The following is an 18,390-nucleotide window of genomic DNA, read 5'->3' as shown; positions in this document are numbered from 1 at the left end:
ACACCCAGTTTAGGTGGAGTGCTTCTATAGGGCTATTAAAATGCCAGATTTCGCTCTGCGCGGTGGAAACTGGATTCTGGTTGGACCCGACGGCGGCAAGCTACTCGTTTGAAGGAGTAGCTCGTATGAGATACCAGATGGGTGGACGAAGTACCGCGTCAAACGAGTACTCGGTGTATATAACTGGTACTTCGGGGCAGAACTCTAGGGGTGGACACGCTAAAGTGGTGGTGTACGGCACAGCAATTTTTCCTTCTATTCAAGGAGCTGAACTTATGGCTAAGACCAAAAAATCAGGCGAAGCAAAACAGTCTGAACTTCCCAAGACCCTCAAGCGTTCTAGCGCTAAAGCGCAACGCACTTTTGCCAAGACCTACGACGCCGCTATCAAGGAATACAACGGCGACGAAGAGCGTGCCTACCGCACCGCTTACGCTTCACTAGAGAAGAAGTATGAAAAGGCGGACGGCAAGTGGAAGCGTAAGAAGGACGACGACGCCCCTTCCACGAAAGAAAGCAAGAAGTCAGATTCGAAGAAATCTGAGGCTAAGAAGTCTGAGAAAAAGACCGATAAGAAGTTAGACAAAAAGTCGGACTCTAAAAAGTCGGATAAGAAAGCTGACAAGAAATCCGATAAGAAGTCAGATTCCAAAAAATCCGACAAGAAAAAAGATAAGAAGTCAGATTCTAAGAAGTCTGAGAAGAAAGCAGACTCAAAGAAGAAGAAGTCTAAGGAATCCTCTAAGGCTCCTAAAAAGGGTAAGAACGAAAAACCTCAGACAGTGAAGGACGAGGATTCTTCGATGCCCGTTGAGGATTACCTCTTGGGTGATCCTGAGCTTAACGGTGGTTCCAGCAAGAAGTCTGAAATCGATGATTTTATCGAAGAGGACCTTCCCGATGAAAACCTCTATGCGTCGGCAGATGCCGATGTTGAATCTGAACCTGCGATAGACACGTTGCGTGAGGTGGAGGATCTGCAGGATTCTGCGTATTCAGAGGAAGAACTCAGTGAAGAAGCGGAGCAACTTATCGAGGAGCTTTCTGAACAAGAAGAACATCAGAACCTTGAAGAGGCCCAGACTCAAGCGTTTGAAGTTCCCGGTTCTACGGCGTCGTTCACGCTAGAGAGCACCACTAAGCGTGAGCTGTACGCTGAGGCAGTCGAGCGTGGAATCGCTGGCCGATCTACCATGAATAAAGAGGAACTCTTTTTCGCGGTGAAGGCGGCTCGCGCCTAGAATTCAGCTAATGCTGGCTGAGGCCGAAAAATTAGACGCCGAAAAATTACTTTGAGGGCCGCTGGAACTCGCATGACGCAGGGAGAACCTGCTCTGTGAGCCAGCGGCTCTCTGTATCTCATCAACACCCTTCTGCGCATGTGAGCATTCCCTAGCCAAAGAACTCTAGCCCCGCGGGGTCGTGCGCCGGTAGGGTTTTGGGGTGCACGAAACTCATTCAGCTTCTTCAAGTAATCTTCCCGAGGTTGAGCATCCGCTCCCCGCAGTCACAGCCCCGGTTCCTATCGTGAGTCCGGTGGAAAATAATCTTAAAAACTCTGTATCTGCCCCCCGCGCAGATAAGTTAGAGCGAGCAGATTTTCTGCTTCTCATGGTGATGGTCATTGCTGCCTTCATTCTCATTCTGAACGAGACCTTGCTGGGTGTGGCTCTGCCGGTGCTCATGGAAGATTTGCATGTGGCGGCGTCAACCACCCAGTGGTCCTCCACCGGCTTTATGCTGACGATGGCCGTGGTCACTCCGGCATCGGGTTTTATCATCTCCCGTTTTAGCATCCGCAACGTCTTCGTGGGCGCGATGGCTGTATTCTCCATTGGCTCGCTCGCGGCGGGGCTTGCACCCACTTTCGGTTTCCTGTTGCTGGGTCGTATTTTGCAGGCGATGGGCACCGGCATCATCATGCCTTTGCTGATGACTACCATGATGCGCTTAGTTCCGCCGTCTCGAATTGGACGCGCGATGGGTCTGATCGGCATGGTCATCTCGGCTGCTCCTGCGCTGGGGCCCACGGTGTCCGGTCTGATTCTGGGGATTGGAACCTGGCACTGGCTGTTCTTGTCAGTACTACCCATCGGGCTGATTGCGCTCTTTGTGGGCTTGAAGCTAGCTCCCAACACTCTGCCTGAGGGTGGGGAAAACCAGTGCCTTGATGTTCTTTCGATGATTCTTTCTACGCTTGGTTTTGGCGGGTTGGTTCTGGGACTGAGCTCCTTGGGCGGTTCCTCTGCTCACGGCGGCGGCGGTATCTCCTTGAACCCCTGGATTTTGATTGCTATTTCTGCGGCAATCCTGGTGGTCTTTGTGATGCGTCAGTTACAGCTTCAGAAGACCAGCAGTCCCTTTATGGATCTTCGCGTATTTAAGTCTTTTCCCTTCGTGCTGACCGTCCTGATGAGCTCGGTAGCCATGGGTGTTCTGCTGGGCAGCTCGGTTCTGCTGCCGATGTACACGGTGAACGTGCTCGGTCTTGACTCGCTGGCAACGGGTTTGATGCTTCTGCCCGGTGGTATTCTTTCGGCACTCATGAGCCCTATCGTGGGTAATCTTTCAGACAAGTTCTCACCCCGTGTGCTGGTGATTCCCGGCGCCACGCTCTTTGCCGGTTCAATTTGGCTGTTGACGCTCTTTGATGAGAACACTTCACCCCTGTTCGTGGTGCTGGTCTATCTGATTCTCAGCGCGGTTATCCCGTTCATGAATACGCCCATGATGGGGTTGGGTCTTGGCTCTTTACCTAAGCATTTGTACTCCTACGGCTCTTCAGCCATGACCACTGTTCAGCAGGTTTCTGCCGCTGCCGCTACGGCAATTTTCGTGGCTCTGATGGGCATCGGTATTGCCACGCACGGCGGTTCCGGCGTCGAGGCTCAGGCGGCTGGCGTACATCTGGCGTTCACCGTGGCAGCGTGTATTGCTCTCAGCGCGATTGTGATTGCTGTACTGATTCCGCGACGAGCCACCGCCAAACATTAGTTTTGAAGGCACGTGGCGGGTACAGTCCGCGCTGTGCATCTAGCTTTCTCTCTAATATGACGACGCCGCCCCTCCATTCGGGAGGGGCGGCGTCGTTATAAGGGGCTCAAGAGGTTAGAACTTAGCGAGTCCAGTGGTAGTTAGATACCCAGTGAGTTCCACCGTCTGCAGTCTTAGTCGCAGAGATGTTCCAGCGAGCACCGGTGGTTGATGAGGTCGAGGTTGACCAAGAATCAGACCAGGAGTCGGACCATGACCAGGGGTCGTAGGAGTCAACGCCGGGGGTGTAATCGTCTGCGGGGATGTAATCATCACCGGGAACGTAATCATCGATAACCGGAGTTACAGGAGTGGTGGGCTCGGGAGTTGTAGGAGCTACAGGAGCTACAGGAGCCACGGGCTTTGCGGGATTGGCCGGGGTAGTGGGCTCAGGAGTAGCAGGAGTGGTGGGCTCAGGCTCTTCCGGAGTATCTACAACGGGAGCGGTAGGTGCTGAGGAACCGAAGTCGATGCCGGTGGTGGACTCAATCCAGCTTGCCGACTGGGAAAGCAACGCGTAGTTGGACTGAGCGTTGATATCTGCACCGGGGTTAGCTCGGTCACCAGTTGAGCAAACAGCTACAATCTTGCCGTTGCGGATGAAGGGGCCACCGGAGTCGCCGTGGTTGGATGCGCCGTTTACGCCGCGCAGGTGAACTGCCGCGCCGTTGTATGCGTCATAGGAATCACCGATAACAGAAACGCGTGCTGAACGCAGAGTGTCAGTGTAAGAGCTGTTTGCACCCTGGCCGTAACCGTAGATATCACCCTGCTGGCCTACTGCGGGTTCGTAGTTGAAATCAATCTTGCCGTAGGAGGAAAGGGGCGCTTTTTCGGAGAGGTGGACTAGCGCGATGTCACCTTCAGGCGCGCTGTAAAGGCGGTCTGCTGCGATGGGCTCACCGGGGTTTACCTGGTCATTGCTCTGGTATACGCGCATGTTGTGGGAACCATCAACGCAGTGACGGGCGGTTAGAATCCACTGGTCGTTGAGCTGTTCGCCGGTGCAGCCGAAGGTACCTGACTGATCGTAAGAATTGAAGGAGAGCTGAACAATCCAGGGGCTGGTTGCCTCGTTGCCGCCAATAATATAGGGGGAAGCCTCGGTCGCATTCGCGCCGCCCATACCTGCGCTCAATAGCGCTACAGCGGAAACCGTGCTTGCCAAACCTTTATTGATTTTCATGGTGTGAGTCCATTCTCGGGGTGTGAAATATGCATTGAGGAATAAAAATACATAAATCATCTCTGACGGTGATAGGTGTCGGTTACCTTTTACTTTTTCCAGCAGTCAGGACTCTGGGTAAAATTTCCATCTAGCTGGGCTATTTGAAAATACGCTTCATCGTTTTGAGGGAGCCAGGATGCACTGCTAATTTTCTGCAACTCTCTTTAGCTAGGGTTCTAAAGAGAGAAGTATTTCAGCAGGTCAGATATGGAATATGGGAAATTGCTATAGGGAAACAATATTTCCCGCAGGGATTTGTTGTTATCTAGGGAATGCAATAGTGGTTCTCAAAAAACGATAAAGAGCAGTTACGGGTAACCGACTCCCCATAATTTACTCTCGCAATTGGGTGATTCTCAAAACTTTTTTGTGGGTACATGCGCTTACATAATTTTGCACATGTGATGTATTTTCGGCTGGTTGGGGGACGCCTGTGGATGCTTGAGTTTTATTCTGTAGGGAGTGGGACTGGCGGGACTGCCTCACTCACCACCTTTAAGCCCGCTCTCGCCTCAAGACTGAGTTCCCACTAGGCTGAAGATATGAGTGAATCAATGGAATATCGTCAAGTAGGTAATTCGGGATTGACCGTCTCCACGGTGGGATTGGGTTGCAACAACCTAGGGCGTGCGGGAACCATCACCGAAGAGCAACAGGGCACCGACGCCGTCGTCGCCGCTGCGGTTGACACAGGAATTACGCTGTTCGACGTCGCCGACATCTACGGCAAAGAACCCGGCCTGTCTGAAGCCATGTTCGGCAAAGCGCTGAAGACCCTGGGCTCTTCTGCTCGCGACGGCGTGGTGATTGTGTCTAAATTTGGCATGGACATGCAAGGGGCCAACGGCGCGGATTACGGGGTGCGCGGATCCCGCCGCTACATTATGCGCGCGGTGGAAGCCTCACTGCGACGTCTAGGTACCGACCACATTGACCTGTACTTTTATCACACCCCAGACCACAAAACCCCTGTTGAAGAGACTCTCTCTGCGTTGAATACTCTGATAGAGCAGGGAAAAATTCGCTACATCGGTAACTCCAACCATGCCGGCTGGCAAATTGCCCAAGCAGAATACGTAGCTCGAGAACTGGGAACTCACCGTTTTATCGCGGCAGAAAACCATTACAATCTGCTGGATCGACGTGCGGAACTCGAAGTGATGCCTGCCGCCCGCCAATTTGGTCTCGGCGTCCTTCCCTATTTCCCACTGGCTAACGGACTACTTACCGGCAAGTACGCAGAGGGCAAAGCTCCCGCCGGCTCCCGCCTCTCCCATTCCAAACCGGGATTGCTCGAAAGCACCGATTGGACCCAGCTAAAAGAATTTTCAGACTTCTGTGCAGATCGCGGATTCACCGAAGTACAGGTTGCCTTTAGCTGGCTAGCGCAACAAAACCCCGTAGCTTCGGTCATTGCTGGGGCAACTACCATTGAACAGGTGCGCGCTAACGCCCAAGCGGCATCGTTGCAACTGAGTGAAGCTGACATGGCTCGGCTCGACGAAATCTTCTCCGCCCCCGAGAAGATCGCGCTGTTCTAAGAGGTTCAACTGAAGCTGTATAAGCAGGTGACCAGCGCAGCAGTAAGGTTAGTTCACCGTTGCTGCTCTGGTCATCTGCCTACAGGCCTTAGGCAAACCGCGCCGAGAAATGTGTGGTCTTCAACGTCTTCTATTTCATCTTCAGCCCCAGCTCCGCGTAAGAAAGCACGAACTCCTGGTAGGGCTTAGGAAAAGCCGAGTGATTAGTCGTGTGCTTCTTCAAATAAGGGGAGTAGCTACGGGATAGCACCCGCTGGCTCTGATTATCAAAGTGCATCAGACGCGTGAAGGCCTGACCGCCTTCGGGTAACCCCTGTGCATCAAAGAGAATGTTGGTGACGGTTCGCTCAGCGACGCCGTCGCCGTTATCGTCAAAGAAATGCTGATACTTTTCCGTCAACGACGTGTGATCCGGTTGGCACTGACCGATAGAATTTCACCGCACCTTTCGAATCTGCCACGGTAGAGGCAAGTTCTTCGAATGAACCCAGCGAGGTATTCCACACCAGTAGACGCACACGGGCGCCGGGATTAGAATTCCCCTCCCAGTAAATATCTACGCTGGGGGTGTTCTCTGCAGGAACTTCAAACTGGTGGAAGGGCAAGGCATCCCAGGAGGTAGTGGTATCGCCTGTAAGTAATTTATAGGAGCTGCGCCACCGCTGGTTAGCGTCCCGTACCGAACCTGCTGTTGCCGTAACATTCCCGCTGCTCAAACTGAATGTGGCGGCGGCATGAGCTGGGGTGGTTGTCGAGAGCGCTACAGATCCAGCGAGTGCGCCTGATAGCGCAATCCCAACTGCTTGACGGCGAGAAATAGAAGGTGAGATACGGGAAGTGAGCTCAGCGTGATTCATGGGGGTCCTTGTGCTGGTAAGAATGTTGTTCTTTAGTTGTAACTTCAATAAATGAATGAAGGACAAACCGGCGATAGACAATAGTTTGCCGCGAACCCACAAGGAATGTTGCAAGTCGAATCCCGAAAACCGGGGCTCATGCTAATGTGCAGTTAAGACTACTTAATTATTAAATCTTCACAATATATACGCCGACCTAGACCGCCCGCGGCGGTATAGGGTCGGTTTTTATTGTGGGTATGAAAGTGAGGGTGAAGTGACTACTTCGGCTTCGACTCCCAACGAGCATAAATTACCTGCGCTAACGGATGGTCCCCACCGCCGTCATCTAGGGTTTGTTGCCACGGTTGTAACTTTGGGCGGTTTGCTCTTTGGGTATGACACGGGCGTAATCAACGGCGCGCTTTCCCCCCTGAGTCAGGAACTTGGGTTGGATGCTCTGGGGGAGGGCATGGTTACTTCTTCTCTGCTAGTGGGCGCGGCAATTGGTGCGATTGTCATGGGAAAGGTATCTGACTCCGTCGGACGCCGCAAGGCAGTGTTTATTCTGTCTTTCCTCTTCATCCTGGGCGTGGCGTTATGCAGTTTTGCACCGGGTCTCGCCATCTTACTCATCGGCCGGTTTGTTCTGGGATTCGCCGTGGGCGGTGCATCCACTGTGGTACCGGTTTACCTGGCGGAAATGTCACCTTTTGAAATCCGCGGTACATATTCTGGGCGCAACGAAGTAATGATTGTGGTCGGTCAGCTGGCGGCATTCATCGTGAACGCCATTATCGGTAACGTTTGGGGTCATGTTCCCGGCATCTGGCGGGTCATGCTGGGCGTGGCAGCGATTCCTGCGTTCTTCCTTCTTATTGGCATGTTGCGGGTTCCTGAATCCCCTCGCTGGCTAGCGTCCAAGGGGAAATACGAAAAAGCCCACGAGGTACTGCGTAGTATCCGTTCCAATGAGCGTGCGCAGGCAGAATTTGAGGATATCCAGATTAGCTTGGAGCAGCACTCCGAGCGAAGGCAAATGTCTGCTCGCGACATTTTTGCAAACCGCTGGCTCCTGCGCATCTTAATGGTGGGCGTGGGACTGGGCTTGTTCCAGCAGCTTACCGGTATCGATTCGGTGATGTATTACGGGCACAGCATCCTGACCGACGCCGGATTCGGTGAGCAGGCGGCGCTGATTGCGAATATCGCTCCCGGAGTTATCGGCGTCGTAGGGGCGTTAGTTGCATTGCGCTTTATGGAGCGTATTAATCGCCGCACCGTGGTAATTACCGGTTATTCGCTCACTATGCTGTTTCACTTGCTGATTTCTGGGGCGTCTGTGCTGTTTCCTGAGGGTAATGCCGCGCGTCCTTATGTTTTGCTCGTACTCATTGTTTTGCTGGTTGGTTCTATTCAGACTTTCTTGAATATTGCTACTTGGGTGCTGCTCTCGGAGATTTTCCCCGTGGGGATGCGTGCTTTCGGTATGGGCGCTTCGGTCTTTGTGAAATGGCTGTGTAACGCGGTATTGAGCTTGTTCTTCCCCTCGGTGATGGAAGTGTGGGGACTGAGCTTCACCTTCTTCGCGTTTGCCCTCGTGAATGCTGCTGCGGTGTTCTTTATGTGGAAAATGCTGCCGGAGACGCGCGGTAAGTCATTGGAACAGGTAGAGGATGGCGTGATGACGGGCGCAATTTTTAAGGTCGATAAGTAACGTGTTTTAGTTATTTCTTGTGCTGTAAGGGAGCTCCCGGGGCGAAAATGATTCGTTCCGGGAGCTTTTTATTGCCTTAAAAGACTGTTTGAGGAGGTGTTCTGTGCGTTCTAAAAATGGGTTGACCTGGGGTATTGGTAGTAAATGAGGGCGCCGTTGGTTATACGACATGAAAAATATCCGGGGTGGGTGCTTCTGAACGAAAGAGATAAAAATTTGAAATATATCAAGTAGATAGGCAGTGATTATGTGGGAAAAGAGGGGTGGAAGGTGCGGATGGGAAGACGACAGTAGGTCGGAATTGCAGGCGTAAGAGGGTTTTGAGGCGTCCCATCACAGAAGGCTGAAAACGAGATTTGGAACACTTATTGAATGTAAGTATATACAACTCTTTACTTGCTTTTGAGTGAAAACCCCCCCGCGAAATCAAGGTATTGCAGGGTGGTTGTATAGGCAATTATTTTCATCGTTTTGCATATTTTATATTTCTAAGTCAACCGTTTCTTTCAAAATATGCATAAATAAGTGGAAATAATGCCTAATAAGCCACAAATGAAGGGTATGTGTTGTTTAAATCTGGAAAAAATAACCTCAAAGAATCATGTGCTCCGGCTCATATATACAAGTGTTTTCCCTAGTCAGATAAACATTTTTCTTCACTAATTGAGGAATTAGACAAGAAAAGAGTTGTCTATACTTGGCATTTGTCCCCCAAACTGTCGTAATCTCATTTAGCGAGAAAAATACCCCCAACTTTTCTCAGAATCAGAACCACATTTCCCCCGTATAAACATCACCCAATTTGGAGCAACCCCCCTATGGCTTTCAATCGTCGAAACTTTCTTACTTCATCACTTACCGCTCTTGCAGGAGCAGGTCTAGCAGCTGCCACCCCTGCCGCTGCTGTTGAGGCGGTAGGCCCACGCATTAATCGGTGGAAGCTTGCCTTTGATGAAAATTTTGATGGTAACGCAGTAGATACCACCAAATGGAATATCCGAGATAGTGAACCTTTCCTTGCAGGTGTACCCGGCACCTGGGGTAATGCCCCCGGGAATACCCCCACCGTCAACTCCGCAAAATGCGTCAATGTAAAAGACGGGCGCGCAGTATTCCACCTTGAAAAGCTCCAAAAGCCCGTGATGGTTGACGGCAAGCGCCGCGACTTCAAGGGCGGATACTTGGACAGCCGCGGCAAGTTCTCCGCCGAATACTTCCGTGTGGAAACTCGCATGAAAATGCCTTCGGGCCCTAATGCTCACGGCAACCACGCATGCCTCTGGTTCCGTCCGGACGATAACGGTGAGTACAACCCCAACGCCACCCTTCCCTCGTTGGAAATTGATCTCAACGAGTATTACGGCGTCAACTACCAGGGCAAAGCTAATAATTTTGATATTACTCAGCGCACCGAAACCTCTGTGCACTTCGACCAGACCGGTGGCAATAAAGCTGATAACCGTTCGGTCTACGGCATGGGCTGGCTTCCTCGGGAACCCCGTGACTTGCAGAATGAATGGCACACCTGGGCGGTAGAAGTAACACCGGACCAGGGTATCGTGGTGACTTTTGATAATAAGCATGTACTTTGCCACGTGCCTGCTAATGATCCTCGCTTGCTGGCTGCTAAAAAGCCCGGAACTAAGATGCACATGCGCCTCAACTTTGAAGGCGGCACCCAGTATTGGGGTCCTGTCACTGCAGGTAACAAGCTGGACGGCACCATGGAAGTTGATTACATTCGTGCTTGGAAATATATGGGTTAATAAAAGCGTGTGTGTCGGTTTGTTGCAATCTTCGCAAGGTGTAAAATCGCACATCAACCAGGCTTTTTTCAAATCCTGAAGAAGTATTTGTGGAAAAACATAAAAGTTACCCCAAAGTAACCCACAAATGCCAGAAGCATCTAGTATTTTTAGACAAGTGCCCTTAGGTGCTTAGTAGTACTCACTTACACTTCTTATTCCCCTCAGGAGAACCCCCATGTCTCAGGTAAAAATCGGCAATCGCTCTGGCCTTAAGGTTGCCTCCGTTGCATCGGCAACTATCGCCCTCCTTGCAACAGGCACTCTTGCCCCTGCTCTTGCAGCGGATGACGCTAACCAGCAGGTAGTCTCCGCTACCGCAGCGGTAGTTGCTAACAGCGCGGTTAACCTTGCCGACGGCGTCTTGATTGAAACTGCCGAAAACCCCACTATCGCCGCGGACGGTACTTCAACCGGTCTTGCTACGGTGGAGTCCGCCGAAATTCAGAACCTAGAAATCATTCTGGAATCAGCCAAGACTGAGCTAACCGTTGGCACAAAAGATACGGTAAAAATTGCTGAAAATTCTGTAGGAGCGGCTATCAAGGCATACCCCAATGCTCGCGTGCTGGGTGCCTGGACCGTTTCGGATCCTTCGATTCTGACCGTGACCCCGCAAGGTGCTATTGAGGCGAAAGCTCCTGGCACTGCGACCGTTACCTTCACTTCCGCAGAGGTCTCCCAGGGAGTCGTTACCGAAGGTACACGTTCTGTGACCTTGGAAATCACCGTGGTTGCAGCAGAAGAACCTACACCAGCTGTAACGGAGACCCCCGCACCGGTAGAGACAGCGGCTCCTGCTTCCGTAGAGACGGCAACTCCCGCTCCCGTTGCATCAGAAACTCCTGTTCCCGTAGCTACCGAGACCGCTGCACCTGTAGAGACGGCAACTCCCGCTCCGGCAGAGGTTACAGTAACTTCTGCTGCGGCTGCGGATGCACCTACTGCCCCAGCTGAGACTGCAGAAGCACCTGCACCGGTAGCGGCACAGGCTCCTGCATCTACTGACGCAGTAGCAACTTCCGCTGTGGCTGCTGAAGCTCCTGCAAGCCAGGCAGTTGCCCCTCGCGCCGCTGCGGCGTCCACCTCTGTCTATGAGAACTGCGCCGATGTTCACGCCAAGCTGGGTCGTGAAATCCACCAAAACGAAGTTGGCTACGAGCCCAAGCTGGATCGCGACGGCGACGGCGTCGGATGCGAACTCACTCCTGACTACGAGAACACTCAGAATGGCTCTGAGCAGACCGTAGTTAACCAGGGCGGTTCTGAGAACACCTCTAGCACCAACGGTATCTACCCCTCGGATGATTCCCGTTCTGTGGACTCCTTGGCGTCCAGCGACCCTGCTAACGCTTACTATGGTTCGACCGAGACTACCTTGGCGAACACAGGCTTTAGTGCGATGGGTATCTTCGCTGGCGGCATGACCCTGCTTGGTCTGGGTACCGCTGCAGTAGTGACCTCGCGCCGTAAAGCTGTATAAGCTTTTTCACGCAAGATAAAACCGTGCCGCATCATGAACACCATGGTGCGGCACGGTTTTATCAAAAGAGCCCGTTATCGGGGGAGGCTCTAGAGGAATGAGACTCTCAGTGACTGCGTGGTGAGGGTCTTCTTCTTCATTTTGAGCCCCAGATCAGCGTAAGAGATTGTGAAATCCTGGTGTTCCTCAGGGAGCTCTGGGGAGAAATCTAGCTTGCTAGCGTGTAGCGACTATTTAAGTTTTTCACCAATCTTCAGATGAATAACACTAGGTCCTCTCGTTTCGAGAGCTTTAGTCACGCTCTCTGCCAGTGTCTCCATGGTTGCTTCAATACCTGTAGCGCCGAAGCCTTCTGCCAGTTGCACCCAGTTGGGCTGAACGAGGTTGACGGCGATGGGCGCAATGCCGCGATCGCGCTCATTTTGGCGAATTTCGCCGTAGCCGCCGTTATCCACACAGATAATGGGTAGGTCAAGATTTTGTTCCACCGCAGTCATGAGCTCTTGGATAGCGAACATCAGCGCGCCGTCGCCCAAAAGGCAGACCACAGGACGATCGGGGGCGGCAATCTTAGCACCCACTGCCGCGGGAAGGCCGTAACCGAGAGTTGCGTACGTTGCCATGTACAGCAGCGAATTGGGGCGGGGCGCGCGGTAGAACGTAGTGGTTCCCATGTAGGTAACCTGTGAGGAGTCACCGGAAATAATAGTGTTCTCCGGCAAGATGTCCATAATTTTTTCGTTGAGCGCGGCAAGCTCGGGAGCCAGCGCGCGGCCTTCGTCATCGAGCGCGTCAAAAACACTCTGAAGGTCGCGAACTTCGCGGCTTTCTTCGGTCACGCCCTCCTCTTCTAGTGCCTTCAAAAGCTGAGGAACAACAGCCTTGGAATTGCCGGGAAGTTCGATATCTGGGGTGATGTTGGTGAGCATCTGCGAGCGCTCAATATCAATACGGATGACGGGCCCGGCGGGGCGGATGTCGCCGTCCCACAGCTCGGCTTCACCGATTTTCGAGCCGATAATGAGCATGGCGTCTGAGGAGCGGCAGAACTCGTGGGCAGAGGAGAGGCGCAGGTCCGCGCCGAGGGAGAGGCGGTGCTTTTCGGGGATGGCGCCCTTGCCGTTGATGGAGGTAATGACGGGCGCTTCGAGAAGTTCTGCCAACGTGAGGAGGTCTGCTGCGGCGGGAATCGAGCCGCCGCCAGCAACGATAACGGGGTGCTTGGACGCGGCCAGTAGCTTTGCGGCTTCTTTGACGTCCTCTAGCGGTGCGGGTTGGGGCTTGCCGATGGGGCGAGCCTGCAACAGTGCGTCGTCGATGTCGGTTTCACGTTCGAGGACGTCGAGGGGTACCTCGATGTGAATGGGGCGGGGGCGAGCGTGTGCGAAGGAGCGGAAGGCGGTGTGGATGATATCAATGGCTTCTTCGGCTGAGTTCACGCGGCGGGAAAATTCAACGATTGAATTCACCGCACCGGTGGGATTCTTGGTTTCGTGAAGGGCGCCGATGTCGCGGTATTCCTGGCCGACGGGGCGGCCGGGGGAGAGGATAATCATCGGGCGCGATTCAGCGTAGGCGGTTGCAGCACCCGAAAGAGAGTTCAAAAGGCCGGGCCCGGAGGTGGTGATAACGACGCCGGGGAGCCCGCGCACCTGTGACCAGCCGTCGGCACCGTAGGAGGCGCCCTGTTCGTGGCGAGTGGTGACCGGTTTGATGTTGAGCTCGGGCAGATGGCGGTAGAACTCTAGGTTGTGAGTTCCTGGGATGCCGAAGATGGTGTCGATGCCGTAGTTTTTCAGGGTTGCAAGAATGGCGTAGCCTGCGTTGCGGCGCGATTCAGTAGTTTCCACAGGGGTCTCCTTGATAGCGCGGATGCGCATGAGGGGTGGGAAGCTCAGGCAGGGTGGTTCGCCCTGAAACTGTTTGTCCCAGGTGGGACTATGACAGTTTATAAGTAAGTTCCGCGTAATCTAAGGATTGTTCTCTCTGAAATGTTATCCAGCTCACGTATAAAGATGCAGGGTGGGGGTTCATACTAACTGCAGAAAGTGCAAAATGATTATTCTTCGATCCTAAAAGTAACGAAACCAAGCCGTACTTAATTATTTGATAAGTTGGAAGAGTCCCACGCCTCAACACCAAGGAACCCCTGTGACTTTTCCCCAAACACACCGCGCCCTCCCCCTCACCGCTCTGGCTCTTGCCACTGCCATGATTTTCTCCGGCTGCGGGGCAAACTCTGAGAACACTCAGGATTCGAACGCCTCATCGTCCGCAGCCACCGAGTCTTCAGCTTCAACAGAATCACCCGCGGCGTCGTCGTCCAGCATCTCGGACGAAACCAACCAAAAACCCGCTGAACTCTTCGGCGGTGGAACCGAAATCTTCCCTGACCGACGGTTTGTTGCGCTCTATGGGTCACCGGAAAATGCATCTCTGGGTGTGCTGGGCGAATACTCACCCCAAGAGGCAGTAAAGCAAGCAAAAACTCTTGCCGAGCAGTACCAACCGTTTAGCAAAGAACCCGTCCAACCCGCGTTTGAAATCATCGCTACGGTTGCCAGCAGCGAAGCTGGGGAGGATGGCGATTATTCCCGGGAGCTATCCGTGAAGAAGCTCCTACCTCTCATCGAGGAAGCAGAGAAAAACGGGGTGTACGTCATTCTTGATTTACAGCCGGGGCACGATACCTTTCCCCATCAGGTGAAACAGTATGAGGAGCTCCTCAAACGCCACAATGTAGGTATTGGGCTTGACCCCGAATGGCGGCTAGCGCCGGGGCAAATGCACCTGCAACAAATCGGTAGCGTGGACGCCGCCGAAGTCAACGAAGCCTTAGAAGTAGTAGCTGACGTGGTGAAACAAGAAAAACTTCCGCAAAAATTAGTGGTTCTCCATCAGTTCACCCAAACCATGATTACTAACCGCGAGCTGATTGATACCTCCCACCCTGAACTCGCGCTGACCATCCACGCAGATGGGCACGGCACACCCGACCTGAAAAAAGATACCTATAACGCTCTCTTGCAGGGGCTATCTCCAGAAATCTACCCCTCGTGGAAGAACTTCTACGATGAAGACACCCCCACTCTCTCCCCCGAGCAGACCTATAACCTGAACCCGAAACCCTGGGTTGTCACCTACCAGTAATCCCAGATGAGGAGCTCGTTGTGGAAATTTTTAGTAAACACGGAACTGAACGCGCTGTCGATTGGGAAGCAGCTGGCCTTCGCTGGTTAGGGCAAGCGCAGGACGACGGCGGGGCGCGTGTGGCTGAGGTCGTTTCTGCAGAGGGTGAACGGCTGGTTATTGAACGTATTCCCGAAAGCTCTCCTGATCGCAGTATTGCCTGTGACTTTGGCGCTCGCCTCGCCCGAACCCATCAGACAGGGGCCGAAGCATACGGCGCAGGCCCTGCCGGGTGGGCAGGTTCCGGGTTGCAGGGACCAGCCGGTAACCAGCTAGAACTTCCCCTGAATCACCACAGCAACTGGGGCTCAATGTGGGCGCAAGAACGCATCGCCCCTCTAGTGCGCAAAGTTGAAGATTATGGTGCCCATGAGCGAGGGGTATTTGGGGAACTGTGCGCTTTGCTGCGCGAGGGAAACTTCGATGGCTCTTACGGGGAGGGGGCAACCCCCGCCCGTGTTCACGGGGATCTGTGGGCAGGGAACGTTTTGTGGACCGAGAGCGAAGCGGTGCTCATTGACCCAACCCCCTATGGCGGTCATCCTGAAGACGATTTGGCGGCGCTCGCTCTCTTTGGTGCTCCTCATTTGGATGACATTATTCAGGGTTATCAGCAGGTAAGCCCCCTTGATAAGGGATGGGAAGACCGGGTTGAGCTCCACCAGCTTCACCTCTTGCTCCTCCACGCCGTGCTCTTTGGAGCGGACTACGCCCGTCAGGCGTTGAAAGTGGCGCGAAAATACATATAGGGCTGGTGGTGAGATACCAGGAAAGTGAACGAGGTACCGTCTCAGCACGGTACCTCGTTCGCTTTTCTAGTACCTGGCGCAAAAAATACTGCTGCACAAAATTCCCAAATACCCAAAAATTGTTGCATAGTGGGATACGACACATTCCACAATGTAGGCATCGCCGTCTGCACTGACCTCAGATTCCTGGAGGACCCCATGAGCACACACCAAAAGTCTGCCGCAGAGAACGCTAAACCGTCGTTCTCCGCTTACCCCAACCGCGTTATCGCAACCGGTGCCGACGGCGTCGAACGAGTTGGCCCCGTCAACGCCGCTGAGGTTCCCCGCTGGGCAGGTAACGGCACCTTCGCTCGTCTGCCGCGTTTGGACGAGGTAGAAAAAGCAGACATTGTGATTGCAGGTATGCCCTGGGACTCTGGCGTTTCTTACCGCCCCGGTGCTCGTTTTGGCGCCAACCACGTGCGTGAGGCATCCCGCTTGCTGCGCCCCTTCAACCCTGCCGCTAATATCTCTCCCTTCAAGGAAGCGCAGGTGGCAGATGCGGGCGATATCATCGGTAATCCCTTCAATATTGAAGCTGGACTCACTGAGATGGAAGCCGGTGCACACGAACTCACTAGGGATGGCGCCAAGCTGGTGACCATCGGCGGCGACCACACCGTTGCCCTGGCTAACCTGCGCAATATGGCAAAGCAGCACGGCAAGATTGCCCTGCTGCACTTCGACGCCCACCTAGATACCTGGGATACCTACTTCGGCGCCGAATATACCCACGGAACGCCCTTCCGCCGCGCCTTTGAAGAAGACCTACTGGACACCGGCGCGCTCTCCCATGTGGGTACTCGCGCGTCGCTCTACGGCACCGAGGACCTCGACGACGATCGCCGCTTCGGCTTCGGCATCATATCTTCTGCCGATGTTTACTACCTGGGTGTGAAGAAGGTTGTAGACCTACTGCGTGCCCGCATTGGCGACCGCCCGCTCTATATTTCCATCGATATTGACGTGCTCGACCCCGCTCACGCGCCCGGCACCGGCACCCCCGAAGCTGGTGGAATCACCTCCCGCGAACTGTTGGAAATCCTGCGCGGACTGCGCGGTCTCAACATCGTGGGCTCGGAACTCGTGGAAGTTTCCCCCGCCTACGATCACGCAGAACTCACCGGCATTGCCGCCGCCCATGTAGTCTACGAACTCGTCTCCCTGCACGCCGCCGGCGTCAATTCAGGTACCGCTTCACCGGCGTACGGCGAAGCCGACATCACCTACGGCAAATAAGTCTTTATCAACCACCGAAAGGAAATCTCTGTGGTAAAAATTCAAGAACTTTTGGACGACGCCAACCCGGCAGAAGCGCGCATCATGAAGCACTTCGCTAACCGCGCAGGGGGTTTTCGCCCCTCTGCCGTCCGTGACGTCTTTGAAGTGGCAATGCGCCCGGGCATCATTTCTCTTGCTGGCGGCAATCCCGATTTAGACTTGTTGCCCCTCGACGAGCTGGGGGCGATGTCCGCCCGCATTATTGAAAAGGAAGGACTGGAAGTTCTACAGTACGGCTCCGGCGCTGGCCTGGAAGAACTCGCCGAGCTGGTCTGCGAATTCATGAAATCTGAAGGATCTTCACCTGCCCTTGAAGAGATTCAAATGACCGCTGGCTCCCAGATGGGTCTGGATCTCGCCACCAAATTGTTTGTGAACCCCGGCGACGTCATTCTCGCCGAAGGCCCCACCTACACCGGTGCGCTAGGCACTTTTGAGGGATATGAAGCCGACGTACGCCAGGTTGCATTAGACGGCGATGGGCTCGACCCCGCCGCCGTCCGCGAAGCTATCAAAGCTATTCAATCTGAGGGTAAAGAGGTCAAGTTCCTCTACACCATCCCCAACTTCCAGAACCCTACCGGTGTGACCCTTTCCGACGACCGCCGCGAGGAACTGACCCGCATCTGCCGCGAGCTGGACGTCCTGATTGTGGAAGATAACCCCTACGGCCAGCTCTCATTCGACGGCCTGCGCCACCGTTCCCTGCACTCCTATGACCCTGAAAATGTGCTTTACCTGGGGAGCTTCTCTAAGGTTTTCTCCCCGGGCGTGCGCGTGGGTTGGATGGTAGCTCCCGAACGAGTGCGAAAGTTCCTGCAGATTGCTGGCGAAGCTGTGACCATCTGCCCCTCGGTACTGTCGCAGCGTTTGGTGCTGGGATTCATGGCAGAGGGAATGTGGGAACCTCACACCCGCCGTACCGCTGCGCTCTATAAAGAACGGTGCGAGGCCGTGCTCGCCGCCTGCGAAAAGTACATGCCAGAAGGTACCACCTGGACGACGCCGTCGGGCGGTTTCTTTACCTGGCTTACGCTGCCAGAGGGCGGCAAGTACGCCGACGCTGCTGACGCTCTTGCGCCCGCCATCGAAAACGGTGTGGTGTTCGTGCCCGGGTCGGCGTTTTTCGAGACTGTGGACGGCAAAAACCCCGGTGCGAACCAGCTACGTATTGCGTTCTCCTCGGTGGAACCGTCTGTGCTTGAAGAGGGCGTGCGCCGTTTGGCGGAGGTGCTATAGGGGTCTTTGAGACCCGCCGAGAAAGTACACCCTTCCCGCAAAAATACATGTTCAAGCATGTACTTTTGCGGGAAGGGTGTACTTTTTTATTTGCTGTGGGGGGGGGAGTCACATCCGCGTCGAGAACACATGGCTTGCCCACAAACACAGCGAAGAAGCATGTGTTGTGGGCAAACCGTGTGTTCTCATTTTTACGAAAGAGCTAACAATCCAAAGCTCACACCGCTTATTCCAATGCCAATTACCG

14 protein-coding genes are annotated in these 18,390 nt (G+C 53.9%); 10 read left to right on the top strand and 4 right to left on the bottom strand.

The window, feature by feature from the left end; genetic code table 11:
• Positions 1-275: 275 nt before the first annotated feature.
• On the top strand, positions 276-1,241 hold the full coding sequence (locus ACFR81_RS00675; RefSeq protein WP_343875926.1) for a ChaB family protein: 966 nt from the start codon (positions 276-278) through the stop codon (positions 1,239-1,241).
• 202 nt (positions 1,242-1,443) lie between these two features.
• The gene (locus ACFR81_RS00670; RefSeq protein ID WP_343875924.1) at positions 1,444-2,994 is read left to right on the top strand and encodes an MDR family MFS transporter; all 1,551 of its coding nucleotides are present in this window, start codon (positions 1,444-1,446) and stop codon (positions 2,992-2,994) included.
• 121 nt (positions 2,995-3,115) lie between these two features.
• Here ACFR81_RS00670 and ACFR81_RS00665 read toward each other — a convergent pair whose 3' ends face one another.
• On the bottom strand, positions 3,116-4,219 hold the full coding sequence (locus ACFR81_RS00665; RefSeq protein WP_343875922.1) for a S1 family peptidase: 1,104 nt from the start codon (positions 4,217-4,219) through the stop codon (positions 3,116-3,118).
• Positions 4,220-4,803: 584 nt separating this feature from the next.
• Here ACFR81_RS00665 and ACFR81_RS00660 point away from each other — a divergent pair.
• Positions 4,804-5,802, top strand: a complete 999-nt coding sequence (locus ACFR81_RS00660) for an aldo/keto reductase (RefSeq protein WP_343875920.1) — start codon at positions 4,804-4,806, stop codon at positions 5,800-5,802.
• A gap of 130 nt (positions 5,803-5,932) precedes the next feature.
• Here ACFR81_RS00660 and ACFR81_RS00655 read toward each other — a convergent pair whose 3' ends face one another.
• Positions 5,933-6,202 carry a metallophosphoesterase family protein gene (locus tag ACFR81_RS00655; RefSeq protein ID WP_343875918.1) on the bottom strand — a complete coding sequence of 90 codons (270 nt, stop codon included), beginning with the start codon at positions 6,200-6,202 and terminating at the stop codon, positions 5,933-5,935.
• The gene (locus ACFR81_RS00650; RefSeq protein ID WP_343875916.1) at positions 6,174-6,659 is read right to left on the bottom strand and encodes a hypothetical protein; all 486 of its coding nucleotides are present in this window, start codon (positions 6,657-6,659) and stop codon (positions 6,174-6,176) included. Before ACFR81_RS00650 ends, ACFR81_RS00655 begins: the two co-directional genes overlap by 29 nt.
• 256 nt (positions 6,660-6,915) lie before the next feature.
• Between ACFR81_RS00650 and ACFR81_RS00645 the strand changes: the two genes are divergently transcribed.
• The 3 genes from ACFR81_RS00645 to ACFR81_RS00635 all read left to right on the top strand — a co-directional run bounded on the left by ACFR81_RS00645 (position 6,916) and on the right by ACFR81_RS00635 (position 11,643).
• Positions 6,916-8,355 (top strand): sugar porter family MFS transporter, encoded by a 1,440-nt coding sequence (locus ACFR81_RS00645; protein WP_068171889.1) that lies wholly within the window; start codon positions 6,916-6,918, stop codon positions 8,353-8,355.
• A gap of 818 nt (positions 8,356-9,173) precedes the next feature.
• On the top strand, positions 9,174-10,121 hold the full coding sequence (locus ACFR81_RS00640) for a glycoside hydrolase family 16 protein (protein WP_068171885.1): 948 nt from the start codon (positions 9,174-9,176) through the stop codon (positions 10,119-10,121).
• A gap of 217 nt (positions 10,122-10,338) precedes the next feature.
• Entirely contained in the window at positions 10,339-11,643 is a 1,305-nt protein-coding gene (locus ACFR81_RS00635; protein ID WP_068171883.1) for an excalibur calcium-binding domain-containing protein, read from the top strand.
• 230 nt (positions 11,644-11,873) lie between these two features.
• On the opposite strand, the gene ACFR81_RS00630 is transcribed toward ACFR81_RS00635, so the two are convergent.
• Positions 11,874-13,493 (bottom strand): thiamine pyrophosphate-binding protein, encoded by a 1,620-nt coding sequence (locus ACFR81_RS00630; RefSeq protein ID WP_233126041.1) that lies wholly within the window; start codon positions 13,491-13,493, stop codon positions 11,874-11,876.
• A 301-nt stretch (positions 13,494-13,794) separates the two neighbouring features.
• Here ACFR81_RS00630 and ACFR81_RS00625 point away from each other — a divergent pair, with 301 nt between their 5' ends.
• The 4 genes from ACFR81_RS00625 (at position 13,795) to ACFR81_RS00610 (ending at position 18,143) form a co-directional block, all read left to right on the top strand.
• Positions 13,795-14,793 (top strand): hypothetical protein, encoded by a 999-nt coding sequence (locus tag ACFR81_RS00625; RefSeq protein WP_343875910.1) that lies wholly within the window; start codon positions 13,795-13,797, stop codon positions 14,791-14,793.
• A gap of 20 nt (positions 14,794-14,813) precedes the next feature.
• Positions 14,814-15,581, top strand: coding sequence for a fructosamine kinase family protein (locus tag ACFR81_RS00620; RefSeq protein WP_343875908.1), 768 nt, complete (start codon positions 14,814-14,816; stop codon positions 15,579-15,581).
• A gap of 198 nt (positions 15,582-15,779) precedes the next feature.
• Positions 15,780-16,862 (top strand): agmatinase, encoded by a 1,083-nt coding sequence (gene speB, locus ACFR81_RS00615; protein WP_343875906.1) that lies wholly within the window; start codon positions 15,780-15,782, stop codon positions 16,860-16,862.
• Positions 16,863-16,892: 30 nt separating this feature from the next.
• Positions 16,893-18,143, top strand: a complete 1,251-nt coding sequence (locus ACFR81_RS00610; RefSeq protein ID WP_343875904.1) for an aminotransferase-like domain-containing protein — start codon at positions 16,893-16,895, stop codon at positions 18,141-18,143.
• The last annotated feature ends 247 nt before the right edge of the window (positions 18,144-18,390 follow it).

It is taken from the genome of Rothia amarae (assembly GCF_042677725.1).
GTDB lineage: Bacteria > Actinomycetota > Actinomycetes > Actinomycetales > Micrococcaceae > Rothia > Rothia amarae.
Note: the sequence above shows the minus strand (reverse complement) of the source record. Positions and strands in the feature narration are given on the sequence as shown.